This window comes from Clostridium beijerinckii, assembly GCA_003129525.1.
Taxonomy (GTDB): Bacteria; Bacillota; Clostridia; order Clostridiales; family Clostridiaceae; genus Clostridium; species Clostridium beijerinckii_D.
The window spans coordinates 3,789,965-3,808,039 of the sequence record CP029329.1; the positions used below are offsets into that span (position 1 = coordinate 3,789,965).

General features: G+C 28.4%; 19 protein-coding genes. 11 read left to right on the top strand and 8 right to left on the bottom strand.

The genetic code is table 11. The annotated features are described in order from the left end of the window. The first annotated feature begins 506 nt into the window (after positions 1–506). From DIC82_17075 to DIC82_17085, 3 genes are read left to right on the top strand one after another with little or no spacing between them, the layout of a single operon-like run. Positions 507–1,412, top strand: a complete 906-nt coding sequence (locus tag DIC82_17075; protein ID AWK52599.1) for a hypothetical protein — start codon at positions 507–509, stop codon at positions 1,410–1,412. After that, positions 1,412–2,014, top strand: coding sequence for a molecular chaperone DnaJ (locus DIC82_17080; GenBank protein AWK52600.1), 603 nt, complete (start codon positions 1,412–1,414; stop codon positions 2,012–2,014). Before DIC82_17075 ends, DIC82_17080 begins: the two co-directional genes overlap by 1 nt. 50 nt (positions 2,015–2,064) lie before the next feature. After that, positions 2,065–2,559: a hypothetical protein gene (locus DIC82_17085; protein ID AWK52601.1), complete on the top strand. Its 495-nt coding sequence runs from the start codon at positions 2,065–2,067 to the stop codon at positions 2,557–2,559. An 87-nt stretch (positions 2,560–2,646) separates the two neighbouring features. On the opposite strand, the gene DIC82_17090 is transcribed toward DIC82_17085, so the two are convergent. After that, a complete protein-coding gene (locus DIC82_17090) occupies positions 2,647–3,669 on the bottom strand; it encodes a pyruvate kinase (protein AWK52602.1) in 1,023 nt (340 codons plus the stop codon). A gap of 200 nt (positions 3,670–3,869) precedes the next feature. Here DIC82_17090 and DIC82_17095 point away from each other — a divergent pair, with 200 nt between their 5' ends. Next, complete coding sequence (locus tag DIC82_17095; protein ID AWK52603.1) at positions 3,870–4,349, top strand: hypothetical protein; 480 nt, start codon at positions 3,870–3,872, stop codon at positions 4,347–4,349. Positions 4,350–4,915: 566 nt separating this feature from the next. Then, positions 4,916–6,505, top strand: a complete 1,590-nt coding sequence (locus DIC82_17100) for an asparagine synthetase B (GenBank protein AWK52604.1) — start codon at positions 4,916–4,918, stop codon at positions 6,503–6,505. A 268-nt stretch (positions 6,506–6,773) separates the two neighbouring features. Here DIC82_17100 and DIC82_17105 read toward each other — a convergent pair whose 3' ends face one another. Continuing rightward, positions 6,774–7,739 (bottom strand): excisionase, encoded by a 966-nt coding sequence (locus DIC82_17105; GenBank protein AWK52605.1) that lies wholly within the window; start codon positions 7,737–7,739, stop codon positions 6,774–6,776. Between the two features lie 227 nt (positions 7,740–7,966). On the opposite strand from DIC82_17105, the gene modA reads away from it, so the two are divergent. From modA to DIC82_17125, 4 genes are all read left to right on the top strand, one after another. Continuing rightward, positions 7,967–8,773, top strand: a complete 807-nt coding sequence (gene modA, locus DIC82_17110) for a molybdate ABC transporter substrate-binding protein (protein AWK52606.1) — start codon at positions 7,967–7,969, stop codon at positions 8,771–8,773. Between the two features lie 276 nt (positions 8,774–9,049). Beyond that, a complete protein-coding gene (gene modB, locus DIC82_17115) occupies positions 9,050–9,727 on the top strand; it encodes a molybdate ABC transporter permease subunit (protein AWK52607.1) in 678 nt (225 codons plus the stop codon). Continuing rightward, a complete protein-coding gene (locus DIC82_17120; GenBank protein ID AWK52608.1) occupies positions 9,727–10,773 on the top strand; it encodes an ABC transporter in 1,047 nt (348 codons plus the stop codon). Before modB ends, DIC82_17120 begins: the two co-directional genes overlap by 1 nt. Before the next feature lie 223 nt (positions 10,774–10,996). After that, positions 10,997–11,851 carry a phosphatase gene (locus tag DIC82_17125; GenBank protein ID AWK52609.1) on the top strand — a complete coding sequence of 285 codons (855 nt, stop codon included), beginning with the start codon at positions 10,997–10,999 and terminating at the stop codon, positions 11,849–11,851. Between the two features lie 145 nt (positions 11,852–11,996). Here the strand turns inward: DIC82_17125 and DIC82_17130 are convergent, their stop codons facing one another. Genes DIC82_17130 through DIC82_17140 form a run of 3 tightly spaced genes read right to left on the bottom strand, consistent with a single transcriptional unit; the run spans position 11,997 to position 14,539 of the window. Continuing rightward, positions 11,997–13,394 carry an aminopeptidase gene (locus tag DIC82_17130; GenBank protein AWK52610.1) on the bottom strand — a complete coding sequence of 466 codons (1,398 nt, stop codon included), beginning with the start codon at positions 13,392–13,394 and terminating at the stop codon, positions 11,997–11,999. Positions 13,395–13,421: 27 nt separating this feature from the next. Further along, positions 13,422–14,333 carry an HPr kinase/phosphorylase gene (locus tag DIC82_17135; GenBank protein ID AWK52611.1) on the bottom strand — a complete coding sequence of 304 codons (912 nt, stop codon included), beginning with the start codon at positions 14,331–14,333 and terminating at the stop codon, positions 13,422–13,424. A 20-nt stretch (positions 14,334–14,353) separates the two neighbouring features. After that, the gene (locus tag DIC82_17140; GenBank protein AWK52612.1) at positions 14,354–14,539 is read right to left on the bottom strand and encodes a DUF896 family protein; all 186 of its coding nucleotides are present in this window, start codon (positions 14,537–14,539) and stop codon (positions 14,354–14,356) included. 313 nt (positions 14,540–14,852) lie between these two features. Between DIC82_17140 and DIC82_17145 the strand changes: the two genes are divergently transcribed. Further along, positions 14,853–15,068: a hypothetical protein gene (locus DIC82_17145; GenBank protein AWK52613.1), complete on the top strand. Its 216-nt coding sequence runs from the start codon at positions 14,853–14,855 to the stop codon at positions 15,066–15,068. Between the two features lie 438 nt (positions 15,069–15,506). Here DIC82_17145 and DIC82_17150 read toward each other — a convergent pair whose 3' ends face one another. The 3 genes from DIC82_17150 to DIC82_17160 all read right to left on the bottom strand — a co-directional run bounded on the left by DIC82_17150 (position 15,507) and on the right by DIC82_17160 (position 16,919). Further along, positions 15,507–15,905 (bottom strand): hypothetical protein, encoded by a 399-nt coding sequence (locus tag DIC82_17150; protein ID AWK52614.1) that lies wholly within the window; start codon positions 15,903–15,905, stop codon positions 15,507–15,509. 15 nt (positions 15,906–15,920) lie between these two features. Next, positions 15,921–16,166 carry a hypothetical protein gene (locus DIC82_17155; protein AWK52615.1) on the bottom strand — a complete coding sequence of 82 codons (246 nt, stop codon included), beginning with the start codon at positions 16,164–16,166 and terminating at the stop codon, positions 15,921–15,923. Between the two features lie 219 nt (positions 16,167–16,385). Next, positions 16,386–16,919, bottom strand: a complete 534-nt coding sequence (locus DIC82_17160; GenBank protein ID AWK52616.1) for an ECF transporter S component — start codon at positions 16,917–16,919, stop codon at positions 16,386–16,388. 279 nt (positions 16,920–17,198) lie between these two features. Here DIC82_17160 and DIC82_17165 point away from each other — a divergent pair, with 279 nt between their 5' ends. Continuing rightward, complete coding sequence (locus DIC82_17165; GenBank protein AWK52617.1) at positions 17,199–18,005, top strand: MBL fold metallo-hydrolase; 807 nt, start codon at positions 17,199–17,201, stop codon at positions 18,003–18,005. Positions 18,006–18,075: the final 70 nt, after the last annotated feature.

The window sequence follows — 18,075 nt, forward strand, 5'->3', positions numbered from 1 at the left end:
ATTGTAAAGAGCTTTTTTAATATTTTTTAATATTTGCCATAAAATATTCTATTAGTTCTACTATATATATATTACACCTTATTTTGTAAACTATCTATCAATCGTATTAATGGCAAGTAAATAAATGTACTCATTTAGCTGCTCTTTCATCATTCCACGTATTATTATTTTATGGTAAATATAAATTTTATTTGAAATTTCTATTATATATCTCTAAACTCTATTGTTTGAATCTTGAAATTTACTGTATAATAAATATATGCTAAATTTTTTATAGCTAACTGTCACTAATGCACTACTCACTTCACTCGTCTAATAAATGGCAGTTAATTTTTGTATATTATGCCCCCAAGGGTACATTATAATAATTAAAATTACTAAGTTCGCCTTGTGGTTAGTATGTACCTCTAGATTGGTGCATTGCGACCTTATGGTTTATAAGTTAAGATTCGGATGCAGATTAAACCTCATCTGATTCAAGTTTCACTTGATAAGGAGTGTTTTTATTGTTTGGATATGTTACTCCACTAAAAGCAGAAATGAAAGTAAAGGATTTTGCTAGATTTAAATGCTATTATTGTGGATTATGTTGTCACATAAAAAAAGATTTTGGTAATATCCCACGAATGTCTCTAAATTATGATATGACTTTTTTAGGATTATTATTAGATGCATTAAACCCAGAAGAATTAGAAGTTTCTATACATAGATGTTCACTTCACCCTACTGAAAAAAAGACTGTAATAGCTAATAATAAAGCTTTGTCCTATGCAGCTGCTATGAATATATCTTTATTTTATTATAAATTATTAGATGACGCACATGATGATAAGAATTTAAAAAGTAAATTTTTTTCTGTTGTTTTATCACCCTATAAAAGAAAATTCGGAGTTTCAATAATTGAAATAAATAATAATATCAAGCAATGCTTAAACAATCTTTCTATATTAGAAGATAATAAATCTTTTACTTCTATAGATGAAATATGTGATCCTTTTAGTAATTTAGTTGGTTTAATCCTCCGTGATTATCCTTACGAATTAAGAGATGATTGCATAGAACTAAGAAATACTTTATACAATTTAGGATATTACATAGGAAAATGGATTTATCTAATAGATGCCTTAGATGATTTAAAATCTGATATGGAAAAAGAAAAGTTTAATCCAATAGATTTTTTATATAATAAAGATTTACTAGGATATGATAAATTCATAGAATTTATCAAACCTAAAATCGAATTCACTATTTTAAATTGTGGGTATAGTTGCAAAGAAAACTTAGATAAATTGCAACTTAATAGAAATAAAGATATACTATATAACATAATTGAACTCGGCTTAATGGATAAATATGTAAATGTTACTAAAAATCCAGAAAGTACAAATGAAACTAAAAGGAGCGATTTATAATGAATCCATATGAAGTATTAGGTGTAAAGCCTGGTGCAAGCCAAGATGAAATAAAAAGTGCTTATAGAAAACTTATCAAGCAATATCATCCTGATAAGTTTACTGATAATCCATTGAAAAATTTAGCTGAAGACAAAATGATTGAAATTAATGAAGCTTATGAAAGCTTAACTAAAAATTCTGGGAACAATAATTATAATTCTAACAGTTCTAGTAAAACTTCTAATTACAGTAGTTCTTCTGATTTCCAAGAAATACGAAGATTTATTCAATCTGGAAATTATGCAGTTGCTGAAAATAAATTAAATTCTATTAATAACAGAAATGCAGAATGGCACTATTTATATGGTGCAGTACTTCTTAACAAAGGTTGGTTTGATTCTGCTCTTGAACATATGACTACAGCTGTTAATATGGATCCAAATAATTTTGAATACAGACAAGGTCTAAATTCTTTAAGACAAAGAGGTAATGGATATTCTAATCCTTATTTTAGAACTACCAACAATAACAATGCTGATATGTGCAACTGTTGTATGAACCTTTGGTGTTTAGATAGCTTGTGTGAATGTGCCGGTGGAGATTTAATCGGTTGTTGTTAGGCACAATCAAAAAAATAATAATTTGCATTTAAGAAAGAGGTGAATACTTTATGAAATCAAAATATATTGCTGAAAGTGGACTATTAGTAGCCTTAACTCTTGTAATACTTTATGCTACTTCTATTATTCCAATAAGTACATTATCAATATTAACAGTTGCTTCTTGCTTAATTCCAATATCTATTATAAGAACTTCAATAAAAAATGCAATATTAGTTTATATTGCCTCAAGTGTCCTTAGTTTATTTTTAGTTCAACTTAATATTGCCATTTACTATGCATTGTTTTTTGGAGTATATGGAATAATAAAATGCCTTATAGAAAAAATTAAAAACATCCCTTTAGAATTATTATTAAAGCTAATTGCATTTAATATATTACTATTTATAATTTACTTAATTGCTAAAAGCTTTTTAGGCATTTCATCTCCTAATTTCCCTTTATGGGCTTTATGGTTAGCTGCTCAAATAGTATTCTTAATTTATGACTATGCACTAACTTTAGTTATATCATTTTTTCTCAAGAGATTTCATAAGATTCTTTAAGCATGTGCAATAAAATAGCAAGTCAGTATGTTGTAAAGTATTCTTTGCAACATACTGACTTGTTTTTTGGGAATACGCTTATTCTAATTAATATTTATATTTTGAAATTAGATTATTTAGAAATTCAACTGTTTTTACAGGTGCTTTTCCTACAGATGTCTCTCCAGCTAAAAGAAAGCCTGTAGCACCCGCTTTTATAAAAAAGTATATACTCTCAACTTCTGAAATTGATGGCATTTTGCCATTTTTCATGCTATTAAAAAGATGGGTTCCTATAATTATATCTTTTTCTTTATCCTTACTCACCTCGTTGATTATTTGTTCTTCATAAATTGGTGTATCTTCTATTGATGTTTCTGGGATCAAATCTCCTCTACCTATAATAATTCCATCTGCTTCACTTAAAATACTTTTAATATTATTTATCCCATTTAGAGTTTCTATCTTTGCCCAAATTTTAGGTTTATATTCATTGGAAATTCTATCATTTAAAAATGATTTTATCTCTCTAATGTCTTCCTTCTCTTCAACAAATGATTGACATATTATATCTACATTATTATTTATCCCCCATATTATAGCATTCTTATCTTTTTCACTTAATAAAATTAATTTTCTCTCTAGACCTTTTATATTGCAACCCTTTCCCTTTCTGACAATCCCTCCTCTTACTGTAACGGCCTTAATAAGACCATTTCTCCTATCTATAACATTGAAAAGCATGGTATTATCTTTTATTCCTATTTGGTCGTAAAATTTTTGATTTAAAATTTTATTTTTTATATTTAATGGGATTATCTTAATTTTTATTCTGTTTATATTATTTTTTATTTCATCATATTTATCTTCTCCACAAAAATAAATTTCTTCATCATCATAAACTTTGTATATATATTCAAAATTGTTAGACACTCTAATCTTAGTTCCTGAAAGATCTAGTATTATCTCTATATCATTATTTATTTCTTTTGCTATTTTTAAAAATTCTACAAATTCTTTCTCGCTTCCATGTATAAAATTAAATCTCAATGCATTTACACCATTATCTATTATTCCCTTGAGTACAGTTCTATCTTTTACATTTGGCCCTACTGTCCCTATTATATACATACTATCCTCCAAATTTATCCTTACTATGTATCATATTATAAAATGTTCTAAATTATCACTTACTATTTTAATTGAAAGTTCTAAAAAATCACTCTATGAATAAATTTATATAAGGCATAATACATAAGATATACTACGCTACTGATTTATTGTTATTTAAATGTATATAATGTAATAAATGTTATTAGGAGGTGTTTTATTTGAAAAAATTAAATTTAATTTTTATACTTTTACTATTACTCTCTACTTTAAATGGTTGTACCTTTGAAAACCCTAAATACATAAACTTTTCTGCTAAACCAAATAATCATTATTATACTGATGAACTTAAAAATAAAATTCTAAATAATGAAACTTTTTCTCTTTATGTATTTGATACTAATATATACAAAGAAATAGAGGTTCCAAGTGAAGAAAATCTCATAATTGAAAATTTTATATCTTCTCTAAGTTCTGATAATTATTTTGATGATCAAGTTGATATTAAAGAACCTTTTAGATTAAAGATAGTTTTTAACGATGATAAATACTTAATTAAAATTTTTAATGATTCTATTATCTCTATTTCTCCATGGGATGGAAATTATAAGGAAGATGTCATCTCTATTAAGGGGTTACCTTTAGGATATAATCTTTTTGATTTTTGTAATCACATTGCTAATAAACCTTCAGCTAAGTAAACTCTAGTAATATCATCATTTATAAAATATTCAAAAAATAGCAAGTTAATATGTTTGCCTATTTTATTTAATATCACTAATATTAAAATCTTTATGACAACTTATCTAGTTTTTAAAGAAACCTTCATAAAAAAATTAATGCACTTTTGGCATACTTATTATCAAGAAACATTTCAGCAGTAATTAACAACTTAGATAAAAAGTATTGACAAAAGATTGTACCCAGTTTACAATAAGTTTTATTAAAGTAAAAGCAATGATGGAGACAAGTAAAAAGAAATTTCACCAACAGTGAATTGGGGATAGTGTAAACCTAGTGGCAGAGTTTTTTTTGAATAACACTCCGGAGCTGCAAACTGAAATATTTGCAAAATGTTCTTTAAACCAAAAGTTTGAAACAAATGTAGATAAAGTAGGTGCGTCGTATTCCATGCGTTATTTGGATACCAGTAGTAGCTGGAAAGAGACCAATATGGTAAATTAGGTGGCACCGCGGATAAGCGTCAATTCGTCCTATTATTTAAGATGAATCGACGCTATTTTTATATCTGAAGGAGGCTATTATTATGTGTACAATTATGTGTTATACAGGAACAGACATGAAACATGGACAATTTGCGGAGGCATTACAAAGAACGGAGTCGAGAGGACCAGATATGACTGAGATTCTCACTTTACCATCAGGTATTTTAGGGTTCCAAAGACTTGCTATTATGGATTTAAGTTTTGGCGGAATGCAGCCATTCACACGAAAAACAGATGCAGCCATCTGTAACGGTGAAATTTACGGTTTCCGTGAAATCAAAAATGAACTAATAGAAAAAGGATATAAGTTTATTTCCGATAGTGATTGCGAAATATTACTTCCTATGTATTTAGAATATGGATTAGACATGTTTTCAAAATTAGACGCAGAATATGCAGCTATCATCTATGATGGAACAAAAGACAGTTTCATTGCAGCACGAGATCCAATTGGAATTCGTCCTCTATTCTATGGCTATTCAGAATCAGGTAAAATCATGTTTGCAAGTGAAGCTAAAAACTTAATCGGACTTACAGACAAGATTATATCATTCCCACCTGGACATTATTATGCTGATGGTAAATTTACTTGCTACTCGGATATTACAGTAACAGAGGGTGAATATTGCAAGGATGATTTAGAAGTTATTTGCAAAGAAATTCATGACAAATTGGTAGCTGGTATAGATAAACGTATGGATGCTGATGCTCCTGTAGGTTTCTTGTTAAGTGGTGGATTAGACAGTTCATTAGTATGTGCTGTTGCACAGAAAATCTGTCCTGAAAAACCAATTAAAACATTTGCCATAGGTATGACTGAAGATGCAATTGACTTAAAGTACGCACAAGAAGTTGCAGATTACATACATAGCGATCATACTACTATATATATGACAAAAGAAGAAGTTCTTGAATCACTTGATGAGGTTATTAAACTTCTTGGAACATACGATATTACCACAATAAGAGCGAGCATGGGAATGTATTTGATTTGCAAGAAATTACATGCAATTTCAGATGTAAGAGTTCTTTTAACTGGCGAAATTTCAGATGAATTATTCGGCTATAAATATACAGATTTTGCTCCAAGTGCGGAAGAATTCCAAAAGGAATCACAAAAGAGAATGCGTGAACTATATATGTACGATGTACTTCGTGCAGATCGTTGTATCAGCTCAAATTCTTTGGAAGCAAGAGTGCCTTTTGGTGATTTGGATTTTGTAAAATATGTTATGGCCATTGATCCTGAAACGAAGTTAAACACATATAACATGGGTAAATACCTTTTGAGACATGCATTTGAAGGCGATTATCTTCCTAATAACATTTTATATCGTGAGAAGGCAGCATTTAGCGATGCTGTAGGACATTCTATGGTAGATCATTTAAAGGAATATGCAGAAACATGCTATTCTGATGATGAATTTGAAATACTATGTGAAAAATATAAATATCACGCTAAACCATTCACAAAGGAATCATTATTATACAGAGAAACCTTTGAAAAATACTATCCAGGACAAGCAGAAATGATAGCAGACTTTTGGATGCCTAACAAAGAGTGGGAAGGCTGTAACGTAAATGATCCTAGTGCCAGAGTATTATCAAATTATGGTGGCAGCGGTAAATAATTAAGATAATAAATATCTCACGCCTTTATAAAACTAACTTAATTTAATATTTTTATATAATGAATATTCAAAAATAGCAAGTCAGTATGCTAGTATATTTTGCACTTCATCGGCATGTTTACCTAATAGTCCGCCCTTAGGCAAACATACCTCCTTGTCTTACGCAAAACATACATCGCATCCTTGACCTGCTATTTTCTTCATATGCCTAACAAAAAAGACACAGTAAAGTTACTGCATCTTTGCACAAAAAATATTATATTATTATCTAAGTTTTGGCAAGTATTTTACCAATATCCCTTAAATCATATCCACCTAAACTTTCAATTTCTTTTTTAAATTCTTCACTTTGTGTAGTATTTATGATTAATTTATATATTGGATATTTTAAATCAGATTCTCTTATAACTAAGTCGTATCTTTCTTCTTGAAGTGGTATAAAGTCAATTTCACTTAATTGAGATGCAACCTTTTCATTTCCTATTCCAACATCCCCCTCACCTCTAGCAATACTTCTTGCTACTGCTGCATGGGATTGTTTTTCTATATTGTATCCATTTACTTGTTCTCTATCTATATTATTTAACCTTAATTTTTCATCTAATAAAATTCTTATTCCAGAACCTTTTTCTCTGTTTATTAGAGATATATTTTGTTTACTTAGATCTTTCCATGTATTTATCTTGCATGGATTTCCTTTAGCTACATAAAAACCAACAGTTCTATAGGCTAAATTTACAAGTAAACATGATATCCCCGGGAGCATTTTTCTAACAAAAGCAGTATTATATTCATTAGTGTCTCCATCCCATAAATGTGCTGATGAAATAGAAATTTTATCATTGTATAAATCATAAAGACTTGAATAACTTCCAACATTAGATCTTAACACTCTTATATCATTAGCTTTCTCTTTAATCTTTTCTGCTAAAACATCTAAAATCACATCTTGTCCTGATATTATAATGTCACTTAGATTATCTAATTTTTTAATATTATTTGAAGTTTCTTCTTTTAATGGTTCATCTTTTAAGCTTTTAAGTTGTATATTATTACTTTTGGTTATCTTTTGATTATTTATATAACTTTCAACATCATATTTATCTATTCTTAACTTTTTTCCTACTTTATATCCAGGTAATTCTCCCCTTTTTACTAATTCATACACTGTGTTTTTAGTTATTTTTAATAGTTCTGCAACTTGTAGTGCCGTTAATGATTGTTCTGAGTCCATAAAATATAACCTCCTTTATACTAATCATTAGTATAGCTATAATTTTAACATTATTTATAAGTTGTTTCTATAAAATGTTAATATATTTTATTGCATTTCATTACAAAACATGTTAATATTGGTTCTAATATAACTTAAACAGTACAAAACATAACAAAACAGTTTAATTACACTTCATTTTCTTATCAATATTTTATATAAACCAAAATTGGATTGGAGTGATTTTTATGAAAACAAGAACATTATTTATATGTTTAATAACCTCAACAGCTCTATGCTTATCTCTAATTGGTTGCAATAGTTCAACAAATGGTACTAATACACAAACTAAAGTAAATGAAGCGTCTCAAATAGAACTAAATATTTCTGCTGCTTCTAGCTTAAAAGAAGCGATGGCAGACATAGAAACTGAATTTAATAAGGTAACACCAAATGTAATGCTAACTGTTAATTTTGGTGCATCTGGTTCTCTTCAGCAACAAATAGAACAAGGAGCTCCTTGTGATATATTCATTTCAGCTGGTCAAAGTCAAATGAAGGCCTTAGACGATAAATCTTTACTTCTTGAAAATACTAAAAAAGATTTAGTTAAAAATGATCTAGTTTTAGTTGGTTCAAAAGACACAACTTTGACTTGCCTTTCCGATTTAACTAGTGATAAAGTTAAAAAAATTGCTGTCGGAGAACCAAAAAGTGTTCCCGCCGGAAAATATGCTGATGAAGTTTTTCAAAAGCTTGGTATTAAAGATGCTATAACATCAAAACTCGTCTTTGCTAAGGATGTAAAAGAAGTACTAGCCTGGTCCGCTTCTGGAAATGCTGAAGTGGGATTTGTTTATAAAAGTGATGCTCTAAGTAGTAAAGATGTTAAGATTATTGAGACAATAGCTGATGACACGCACTCACCTATAACATACCCTGTAGGAGTAATTAAAGCTAGTAAAAATCCAGATGTCGCAAAAGCATTTGAAGATTTCTTATTTACAGATACTTGCAAAATAATATTTGAAAAATATGGTTATGGTATAGCATAAGTGATAAGTGAAAATCCAAAAGTGATGCTCCAAATTTTATATTTGGTCATCAGAACTTTCCCCTTGTGGACATTTTACAATTGGGTTCTAGAACTTCCCTAGTGAGCGCATGCAAATCGGATTTGCTTTAAATATACAATTTCCAATTTAGGCACAGGGAAGAAAATAACAGACTAGAGATACTCTGTTTGTTTTTTCAAGGTGCCTTATATTATATACTTATTTGTAGGTTAACAATTTCATTTTAAAATAAATTTTATACGAGGAGAAATTAATATGGATTATACACCTTTATGGATTTCAATAAAAACAGCAACTATTGCAACAATAATAACCTTCTTTTTAGGTATTTTAATATCTTATTGGATGTCAAATTTCAAAGGAAAATCTAAAGGACTAATTGATGGATTATTTACTTTACCTTTAATCCTTCCTCCAACTGTTGTAGGGTTCTTTTTATTAGTAATTTGTGGTAAAAATGGTCCTATTGGTAAACTATTAGAACTTTTTAATACTTCTTTAATTTTCAGTTGGGCTGCCACAGTACTTGCCGCCATAGTAGTTTCATTTCCAATGATGTATAGAACTACGCGTTCTGCTTTTGAGCAAATAGATATTAATATAATTTCTGTAGCTAGAACCCTTGGTCTCAGTGAATTTAAGATTTTTTATAAAATTGCCATTCCTTTAGCTATGCCAGGTATTATAGGTGGTCTGGTTCTATCTTTTGCAAGAGCTATGGGAGAATTTGGAGCAACACTCATGATAGCTGGTAATATTCCGGGAAGAACACAAACCATGCCTCTTGCTATATTCTTTGCTGCTGAAGGTGGCGATATGAAGAAAGCTATGCTCTGGGTTGTTATAATTGTTGCACTATCGTTATTTTTAATTTTAATATTAAACTATTGGTCAGAAGTACAACTAAAACTTATGGGAAGGAGGACTAAATAATGTCATTATATATAAACATAGAAAAACATCTTCCCTCTTTTGATTTAAAGGTTAATTTTGAACATAAAAGTGGCATTTTAGGTTTTTTAGGAGCATCTGGCTCTGGAAAAAGTATGAGTCTAAAATGCTTATCTGGTTTAGTTACTCCTTCTAAAGGAAAAATAATTGTAAATGATAAAATTTTCTTTGATAGTGAGAAAGCTATTAATTTAAGTCCTCAAAAAAGAAAAATGGGTTACCTGTTTCAAAATTATGCTTTATTTCCTAATATGAATATAATTGATAATATTGAAATAGGAATTTCTAATATGAAAAATGGAGATAAGAAATCATTAAGCAAAGAATACATAGAAAGGCTAGGTCTTGAAGGCCTTGAGAAACATTATCCTTGGCAATTATCTGGTGGGCAGCAACAAAGAGTAGCTCTAGCTAGAGCACTTATAACCTCTCCAGAAATTTTACTTTTAGATGAGCCCTTTTCTGCTTTGGATCAACATTTAAGAAATAATTTAGAAAAAGAGTTAATGTCTATATTAAAAGATTATAGTGGTAATGTTATTTTTGTCACTCATGATATAGCTGAAGCTTATAGAGTTTGTGATGACATAATTGTTTATGAAAATGGAGTTTCTTTAGAAAAAAGAGAAAAGAAAGATTTATTTAAGAATCCTAAAAACCTCTCTGAAACAACTTTAACAGGTTGTAAAAACATATCAAAGGCTAAAAAGACTGGTAAATATACTATTTATGCTGAAAATTGGGGACATGAGTATATTGTTAATAATGAAGTTTCTGAAAATGTTCAATATATTTGTATAAGAGCTCATGATATTGAAGTATGTGCAAATGATAATACCGTAAATACTTTTCCTTATATAATTGATAATATTATAGAAAATCCATTTGAATTTACTATTTACATGAAAAATTATACTAATCACTTAGCTAATATAATAGAATATAAGGTTGAAAAGAAGAATATGAAATTTTCTTTAAAAGATACAGTCTACTTAACTTTTCCACAAGACAATATGTTCTATTTTTAAACATAAATATATTGCTAGAATGTAACTTAATGCACATATCTGCTCCAGCTACTCAATTTATTATAAAAACTATCTACTCAAGTATTTATATTGTAATTTTTTTCTTTCATTGATATAAATAGTGTTAATATCGGTTATTTTTTTATGTGACTACTTCCTATACTTTTATCTACTAATTCATGGTATTATAATATTATAATTTTACAATTGGAGGGTGTATTATATGCTTAAAGTAGATTTTCATATTCATACCACGTCTTCAGATGGAGTTCTCACCCCTACAGAAGTTATTCAAAGAGCTTATAAAAATAATGTTAAATACTTATCTATAACTGATCATGATACTCTAAATGGATTAAATGAAGCTATTAAAGAAAGTCTTAAATATGATATCACTTTAATTCCAGGGATTGAATTATCAACCCAGCATAATAATGAGAGTATACATATTTTAGGCTTTTTTAAAGATGACAGCTTTAAAAATCAAGAACTTATAGAAGAATTAATTAAAATTAAAAATCATAGAATTATTAGGGCAAAAAAAATAATACATAAACTTAAAGAATATTTTAATATAGAAATTAGCTTTGAAAAAATTGTTAAGGACGCTAAAGACACTATTGCTAGACCACACATTGCTAGAGAAATAATTAATTGTGACTATCCTTATACTCTTGACGAGATTTTCAATAAATTTATCGGTAAAGATTGTAAAGCTTATGTTCCCACTTTAAAATTATCTACTAGTGATGGATTAAAACTTTTAAAAAGATATAATGCTCTTGTATTTTTAGCTCATCCTAAATTAATTTTAAATTCTAATATAGATGAGCTTTTAGATATGAATTTTGATGGCATAGAATCTATTTATTATCAAAACACAAATGAGGAAAATGATAATTTTTTAAAATTAGCTAATGAAAATAATTTGTTAATTTCTTGTGGTTCTGATTTTCATGGCAATTTAAAGGCAGATACTCGTCATGGTGATATTGGTTCTATGGAACTTCCATACGAATATTTATCAAAATTACTTTCAACCTTAAATATACCACTAAAACCTAACTCCCAAGAATAATATTATACATAATACTTTTAAGTTCTAATGTAAAAAGAGATATTATATAATAACTTTATTAAGTCATTGTATAATATCTCTTTTGTTACATATTCTTCATATTATATATTTCTCATACTATATATTAACCGTATATAGTAATTTTCTATGCTTCTATTAAGAAAGCTCTATAGCCTTTCATTGTTTCAAATATATCAACTTTACTTGCAACTTCCCATGGAGCATGCATATTATGAAGAGCAACTCCACAATCTATTACTTCCATATTGTATTGAGCTAAGATGTAAGCAATAGTTCCACCACCACCAACATCAACCTTTCCAAGTTCTGCTGTTTGAATTGAAACATCATGTTTTTCCATTATGGCTCTAAGCTCTGCCATATATTCAGCATTAGCATCATTACAACCTGATTTTCCTCTAGCTCCAGTATATTTGTTAAATACCATACCGTGACCAAAGAATGCTGCGTTTTTCTTTTCCATTACAGATGGATAATTAGGATCAAAAGCTGCGCTAACATCTGATGATAGCATCTTTGAATTAGTAAGACATCTTCTTAATTTAAGATCTGAATACCCTTCAACTCTATCAATAATTTCTGCAACTATATTTTCAAAGAATCTTGATTGCATTCCTGTAGCTCCAATGCTTCCTACTTCCTCTTTATCAACTAAAAGGCAACAACAAGTCTTATCTGTTTCTTTTATTTCAAACATAGCTAATAGTGAAGTATATGAGCATACTCTATCATCATGTCCATAAGCCATAACCATACTTCTATCTAATCCATAATCTCTAGCTTTTCCTGCTGGAACAATTTCTATTTCAGCCGATAAAAAGTCTTCTTCTTCAAAATCATATTTTTCCTTAAGTATTTTTAAGATGTTAGCCTTAACAGCTTCTTTTTTAGTCTCTTTCAATGGCATACTTCCAACTAATACATTAAGATCTTCACCTTCAATTACCTTGTCACCTTTTTTACCCATTTGTTCTCCAGCTAAATGAACTAAAAGATCAGATACTCCAACAACAGGATCACTTTCATCTTCACCAATACAAATATCTATTACAGTTTTATCTTTCTTTACCACTACTCCATGTAGTGCTAGAGGTAGAGTAACCCATTGATATTTTTTAATTCCACCATAATAGTGTGTATCAAGTAATACTAATTCACTATCTTCATAAAGTGGATTTTGTTTTAAATCTAGTCTTGGTGAATCAATATGCGCTCCAAGTATCTTTAATCCATTTTCCATTGATTCTTTTCCTATAATAAATAAGGCAACTGTTTTCCCTTTATTATTTGCGAAAACCTTATCTCCTGGTTGTAATTTTTTGTTATCGCGTAGAAAATCTTCTATGTCCTTATAACCTTCTGCTTTTGCTAACTTTATTGCTTCTTTAACACATTCTCTTTCTGTTTTGCATGTGGACATAAAATTTTTATATCCTTCACAAAATTCAAAAACCTCTTTAACCTGTTTATCATTATATTTACTCCATGCATTCTTGTTTAATTCTTTTTCTTCATTTTTCATAATTATTACTCCTTTTTTTGAGAATTTCTAAATTCCATTAAGATCATTCATTCTATTTTCTATTACATCAACCGGTGTAATTTTAGACATTAGTGCATATCTATAGTTAACTGCTGCTGCTTCTATAATAACTGCAATGTTTCTACCTGGCCTAATTGGCACAGTTAACTTTTTCACGTCACTTCCTAGTATGTTCATATATTCATTATCAATTCCTAATCTATCATAATCATTATCATCTTTCCAATGTTCAAAATGCATAACTAATTTTATTTCTTTCTGCTGAACTACTGAACTTAATCCATACAGTGTTGTTACATCAATAATCCCAATTCCCCTCACCTCTAACATACCTATAGTTATTTTAGGAGATCGTCCTATTAATTGTCCATCTATTTCTTTTATATCAACAGCATCATCTGTAACAAGTCTATGTCCTCTTTTTATCAACTCTAATGCAACTTCACTTTTTCCTATTCCACTTTCACCAGTAATTAATATACCTATACCAGAAACATCTACTAAAACACCATGTAATCTTGTTTCAGGTGCAAGTTTATCTGCTAGATATATTGTTGTTTTACTTATAAACTGTGTAGTCACTAGATTACTTCTAACAAACCATATCTTATGTTTTTTTGCTTCTTTAATAAATTCAGGATGTGGTTCTAATCCTCTAGTTATAATCAAACAATTTATATCGAAGCTAAAATACTTTTTCACTCTCTTTTTTCTAAGTTCTATTTGCATATAATCTAAGAAACTCCACTCTGCTTTTCCAATAACTTGGATTCTTTCAGGAGCAAAGTAATTATAAAAACCTGATAATTGTAGTCCCGGCCTATTTATATCATTTACTGAAATCTCTACATCTTCTTTACCTTCCACTAATACTTCTAGATTTAGATCATCTATTAGTTTTTTAACTAAAACTCCCACCTTTTTTATCACCCTTTTTTCTATTTTTTAGGTTCTATCCCCTCTAGTTGTGATCTGAAATTTCTTTTAACATTATCTATATATCTTTTTCTAAGACTTTCTTGTAACTCTTTTTCTTCTTTTGTAAGTTCCCTTTCCTTACTAATTTTGTATAATAAATTAATCTTTTCAACAACATCCTCTATTTTTATCTTTTGAACATCCATTATATTTTCATCCTTTCCATTCCATCTATTTATATAAATTATTTTACCATTTAAAATGATATAATCAACATTAAAATTTTCGACATCACTTGTTTTCTTATAAATTTATGTCGAACACTTGTCTTGTAAAATATATACATTTTTGTTTTTTATTCGGAATACAATAGATAGAAAAATATATTTAAAACCGTTTTGTTCCACTTTTATGCAAGCTTTTGTCATTTATTGTAATATGAAATATTTTTACAAATTTTACTTTCTTGTTTATAATAAATACATGGTAACGACTAAATAAGAAAAACGAGGTGTAATTATGAAATTTTTGGTACTAGCGAAACTTAAATGCAATATCTTATTTAGGAAAGATTTTCTTAATTTATTATTATTGTTCTTTTCACCAAGAAATAAATTTATAATTATCTTATCTCAAAATTTGGACAAACATATTGTTTTATATCAAAAAGAATTACTTTCTGCATATAATTATAAACAACATAATTCCAAATCTATTAAAGAGATAGCTGCTTAGAGTAAATATTTTATTCTAAATATAAATAATAATATTTACGTCATAGCACTTCAAGATAATAAACTTTAAACTTTCTGCTATAACTTACTTCAATTAAATCCCGAAAAACAAATTTGCTCAATTTTCAAGATTGTGTATTTTTCTTATGCGTAAAAAAACACCTCATTACTGAGGTGTTGAATTCAACTATAGTTCCCAACATGCCGTCACTTATATATTCAATACCTGCGCCTCGCAGGTGGGTTAAGCTCAATTCACTCCTGTCCTCTTCTGTCACACTAAGTGATTAAATGAAGCCCGACATTTATGAATGTATTGCGAATCCCGATAATGTCATGTAGGTTGAATATCATAAGCTTTCTCGTACATCTCAGGAATACTATAAGTTAATTATATCATAACTTTTTATATTTTCAAGAATATTTTAACATGAGGTTTTTACTCATAGTAATCGTTTAAAATATCTTCCATTTCTATATCAGTTAATTCATCAGAAAAAGATGCTATAAACTTGAAATAACTAGCATCTCCATTTTCCATTCCAAGTTCTTTATACTTAGCTTCTATTTCAAATTCCTCCATTATATCCTCAATGATTGATTCTACATTATCTACTGCAATATCTCTTAAATACGGAATATAATATTCATTATACCATTCATCACTTTCTGGTTCAAAATCACTTTCTTCAGTTGAATAAGTTTTTGCTGAACTTAATTCTTCTTTATCAAAGTCATAATAAAATCTTATTATTGTATAATTACCTTTTTGTTTTATTTCTTCTATGTCTGCTAAATCATTATCTTCTAAATAGTTTATTATTTCTGAACTCTTCATTAATCTCACCCCTACTTAGTACAATAATTTTTTGTATTCTTTTTTTATTTCTTCAAACACTTTATCATCTTCTACAGCATTTAATTCTTCATTGCCGTTTTCATCTATATCTACTCTAAAAGCAAACATGTCTTCATTTTCTTCACCTATTGGTGATAATAATAAATAGCCTTGTTCTCCTAAATAAATCTTTGCTATTGCCTCAAAATCAACTTTATTTCCATCTTCATCTCTAAATGACATTACTTCTTTTTCTTCCAAAACGTTCACCTCATTTTTTATTTCTAACTTTATTATATGATATTTCATATTTTTGTCTATATTTTTTTAATATTTTTCTACAATTTCTAATTATTTTTTAACTTTTGGGCATATAAATGAAAGTAACAAGTAAAAATTGTAAAAAAGTTCACTGCATTTCTAATATTGCAGTGAACTTTTCAATTTTGAGAGTTATATAAGTTTTTTTATTTTTGGCAACTATAATGCTTTCTGAGTTCTAAATTCTCCAAACACATTATAAATATTTTTATTTCTTGCTTTTGCCATTGCTTTCACTATTGCATATGATATCATACTATCAACACCGTGATGTAATATTGTTCCAACAGCTGTTACTATTAATAATTGATAAACATTAAACCCTATAAAAGGTATTACAACTAACATTTCTAATATTCCATGAATAGGCGCTGTAATAATGGCTGCTTTAGTATAGCTTTTATTTTTCATAATTATTCTTGCTCCAACATACCCTACAACAATATGTGTAGCTGCTCTTGCTACTACAGGCGCTGGTGTTCCCGATATCAAAAAGCCAATTGTAGATCCAATTCCAACTACAATTGCTACAGCTGGTGATATAAGCATTGCTAACATCATCGGTACATGTGCAGCTAGTGTTGCTGTAAATGGTGGAACAATAATCTTTAAGAATCCAAATTGAATAGGAATTATAATTGCGAGCGCTGTAAGTAACCCAGCATATACCATCTGTCTAATTTTATTATTCATTTATTTTACTTCCCCCTTCTTAACTGTATATACACTAGTATACATTATTTATACCACCAAGTAAACATTCCACCCAAAAATTATGTATAATATGCGAAAATTAAATTTAAAAACTTTTATAATGTTGTATTTACAGCACACTGCTTTTATAATATAGTTGTCTTAATTAAATTATATAAAAGATTATAGATCACATTATTTTTATGTAATATATTCATAGAATAAGTGAAACAAATACGTTTAGCATATGCTACACATATATACTAAGGAGATCGTAAAATGGAAAAAATAAACATACTCGGCACTGGTTCTGCTATGGTTACAAAGTGTTACAATACATGTTTAACTTTATCAAGAAATGATGAACATTTCCTTATAGATGCTGGTGGAGGTAATACCATACTATCTAATTTAGAGAAATCAAACATATCTATTAATCAAATACATAATATGTTCATATCACATAATCATAATGATCATATATTAGGCAGTGTTTGGGTTATTCGTGCTGTAGCTCAAAGTATATTAAATAATAAATATACTGGAAACTTAAATATTTATTGTCATGAAACTTCAATTACTGCAATAAGAGCAATTTGTTCTTTTGTTCTTCAAAAGAAATTCTTAAAGTTGTTTGATACTAGAATCTTATTTAATGGAATTGAGGACAACTATACAACTACCATATTAAATAGAACTACGACTTTTTTTGATATACATAGTACTAAAGATCTTCAACATGGATTTAAAACAATATTATCAAATGGTAAATCTTTAACATTTTTAGGCGATGAACCTTACAGAGAAACTGTAAAAATTTATAGTGAAAATGTAGATTATATATTTCACGAAGCATTTTGTCTTTATTCTCAAAGAGAAATATTTAAACCTTATGAAAAACATCATGCTACAGCAAAAGATGCATGTAAAAACGCTAAAGAACTTAATGTAAAAAATATTATTTTATATCATACTGAAGATAAAAATTTAGAAAATAGAAAAGATTTATATATAGCTGAAGGCAAAGAGGAATTTGATGGCAATATCTATATGCCTGATGATTTAGATGTAATAGACCTGGTATAGATTCCTAATGTCTATTTAAAATTATGCTCAAATGTATATAAAACCAGAAATGAAGGTCATGATTTTGCGG

Coding starts and splice junctions, on each gene's coding strand:
- DIC82_17080 (AWK52600.1), top strand. CDS start 1,412: ATGAATCCATATGAAGTATTAGGTGTAAAGCCTGGTGCAAGCCAAGAT.
- DIC82_17085 (AWK52601.1), top strand. CDS start 2,065: ATGAAATCAAAATATATTGCTGAAAGTGGACTATTAGTAGCCTTAACT.
- DIC82_17090 (AWK52602.1), bottom strand. CDS start 3,669: ATGTATATAATAGGGACAGTAGGGCCAAATGTAAAAGATAGAACTGTA.
- DIC82_17100 (AWK52604.1), top strand. CDS start 4,916: ATGTGTACAATTATGTGTTATACAGGAACAGACATGAAACATGGACAA.
- DIC82_17105 (AWK52605.1), bottom strand. CDS start 7,739: ATGGACTCAGAACAATCATTAACGGCACTACAAGTTGCAGAACTATTA.
- modA (AWK52606.1), top strand. CDS start 7,967: ATGAAAACAAGAACATTATTTATATGTTTAATAACCTCAACAGCTCTA.
- modB (AWK52607.1), top strand. CDS start 9,050: ATGGATTATACACCTTTATGGATTTCAATAAAAACAGCAACTATTGCA.
- DIC82_17120 (AWK52608.1), top strand. CDS start 9,727: ATGTCATTATATATAAACATAGAAAAACATCTTCCCTCTTTTGATTTA.
- DIC82_17125 (AWK52609.1), top strand. CDS start 10,997: ATGCTTAAAGTAGATTTTCATATTCATACCACGTCTTCAGATGGAGTT.
- DIC82_17130 (AWK52610.1), bottom strand. CDS start 13,394: ATGAAAAATGAAGAAAAAGAATTAAACAAGAATGCATGGAGTAAATAT.
- DIC82_17140 (AWK52612.1), bottom strand. CDS start 14,539: ATGGATGTTCAAAAGATAAAAATAGAGGATGTTGTTGAAAAGATTAAT.
- DIC82_17145 (AWK52613.1), top strand. CDS start 14,853: ATGAAATTTTTGGTACTAGCGAAACTTAAATGCAATATCTTATTTAGG.
- DIC82_17150 (AWK52614.1), bottom strand. CDS start 15,905: ATGAAGAGTTCAGAAATAATAAACTATTTAGAAGATAATGATTTAGCA.
- DIC82_17160 (AWK52616.1), bottom strand. CDS start 16,919: ATGAATAATAAAATTAGACAGATGGTATATGCTGGGTTACTTACAGCG.
- DIC82_17165 (AWK52617.1), top strand. CDS start 17,199: ATGGAAAAAATAAACATACTCGGCACTGGTTCTGCTATGGTTACAAAG.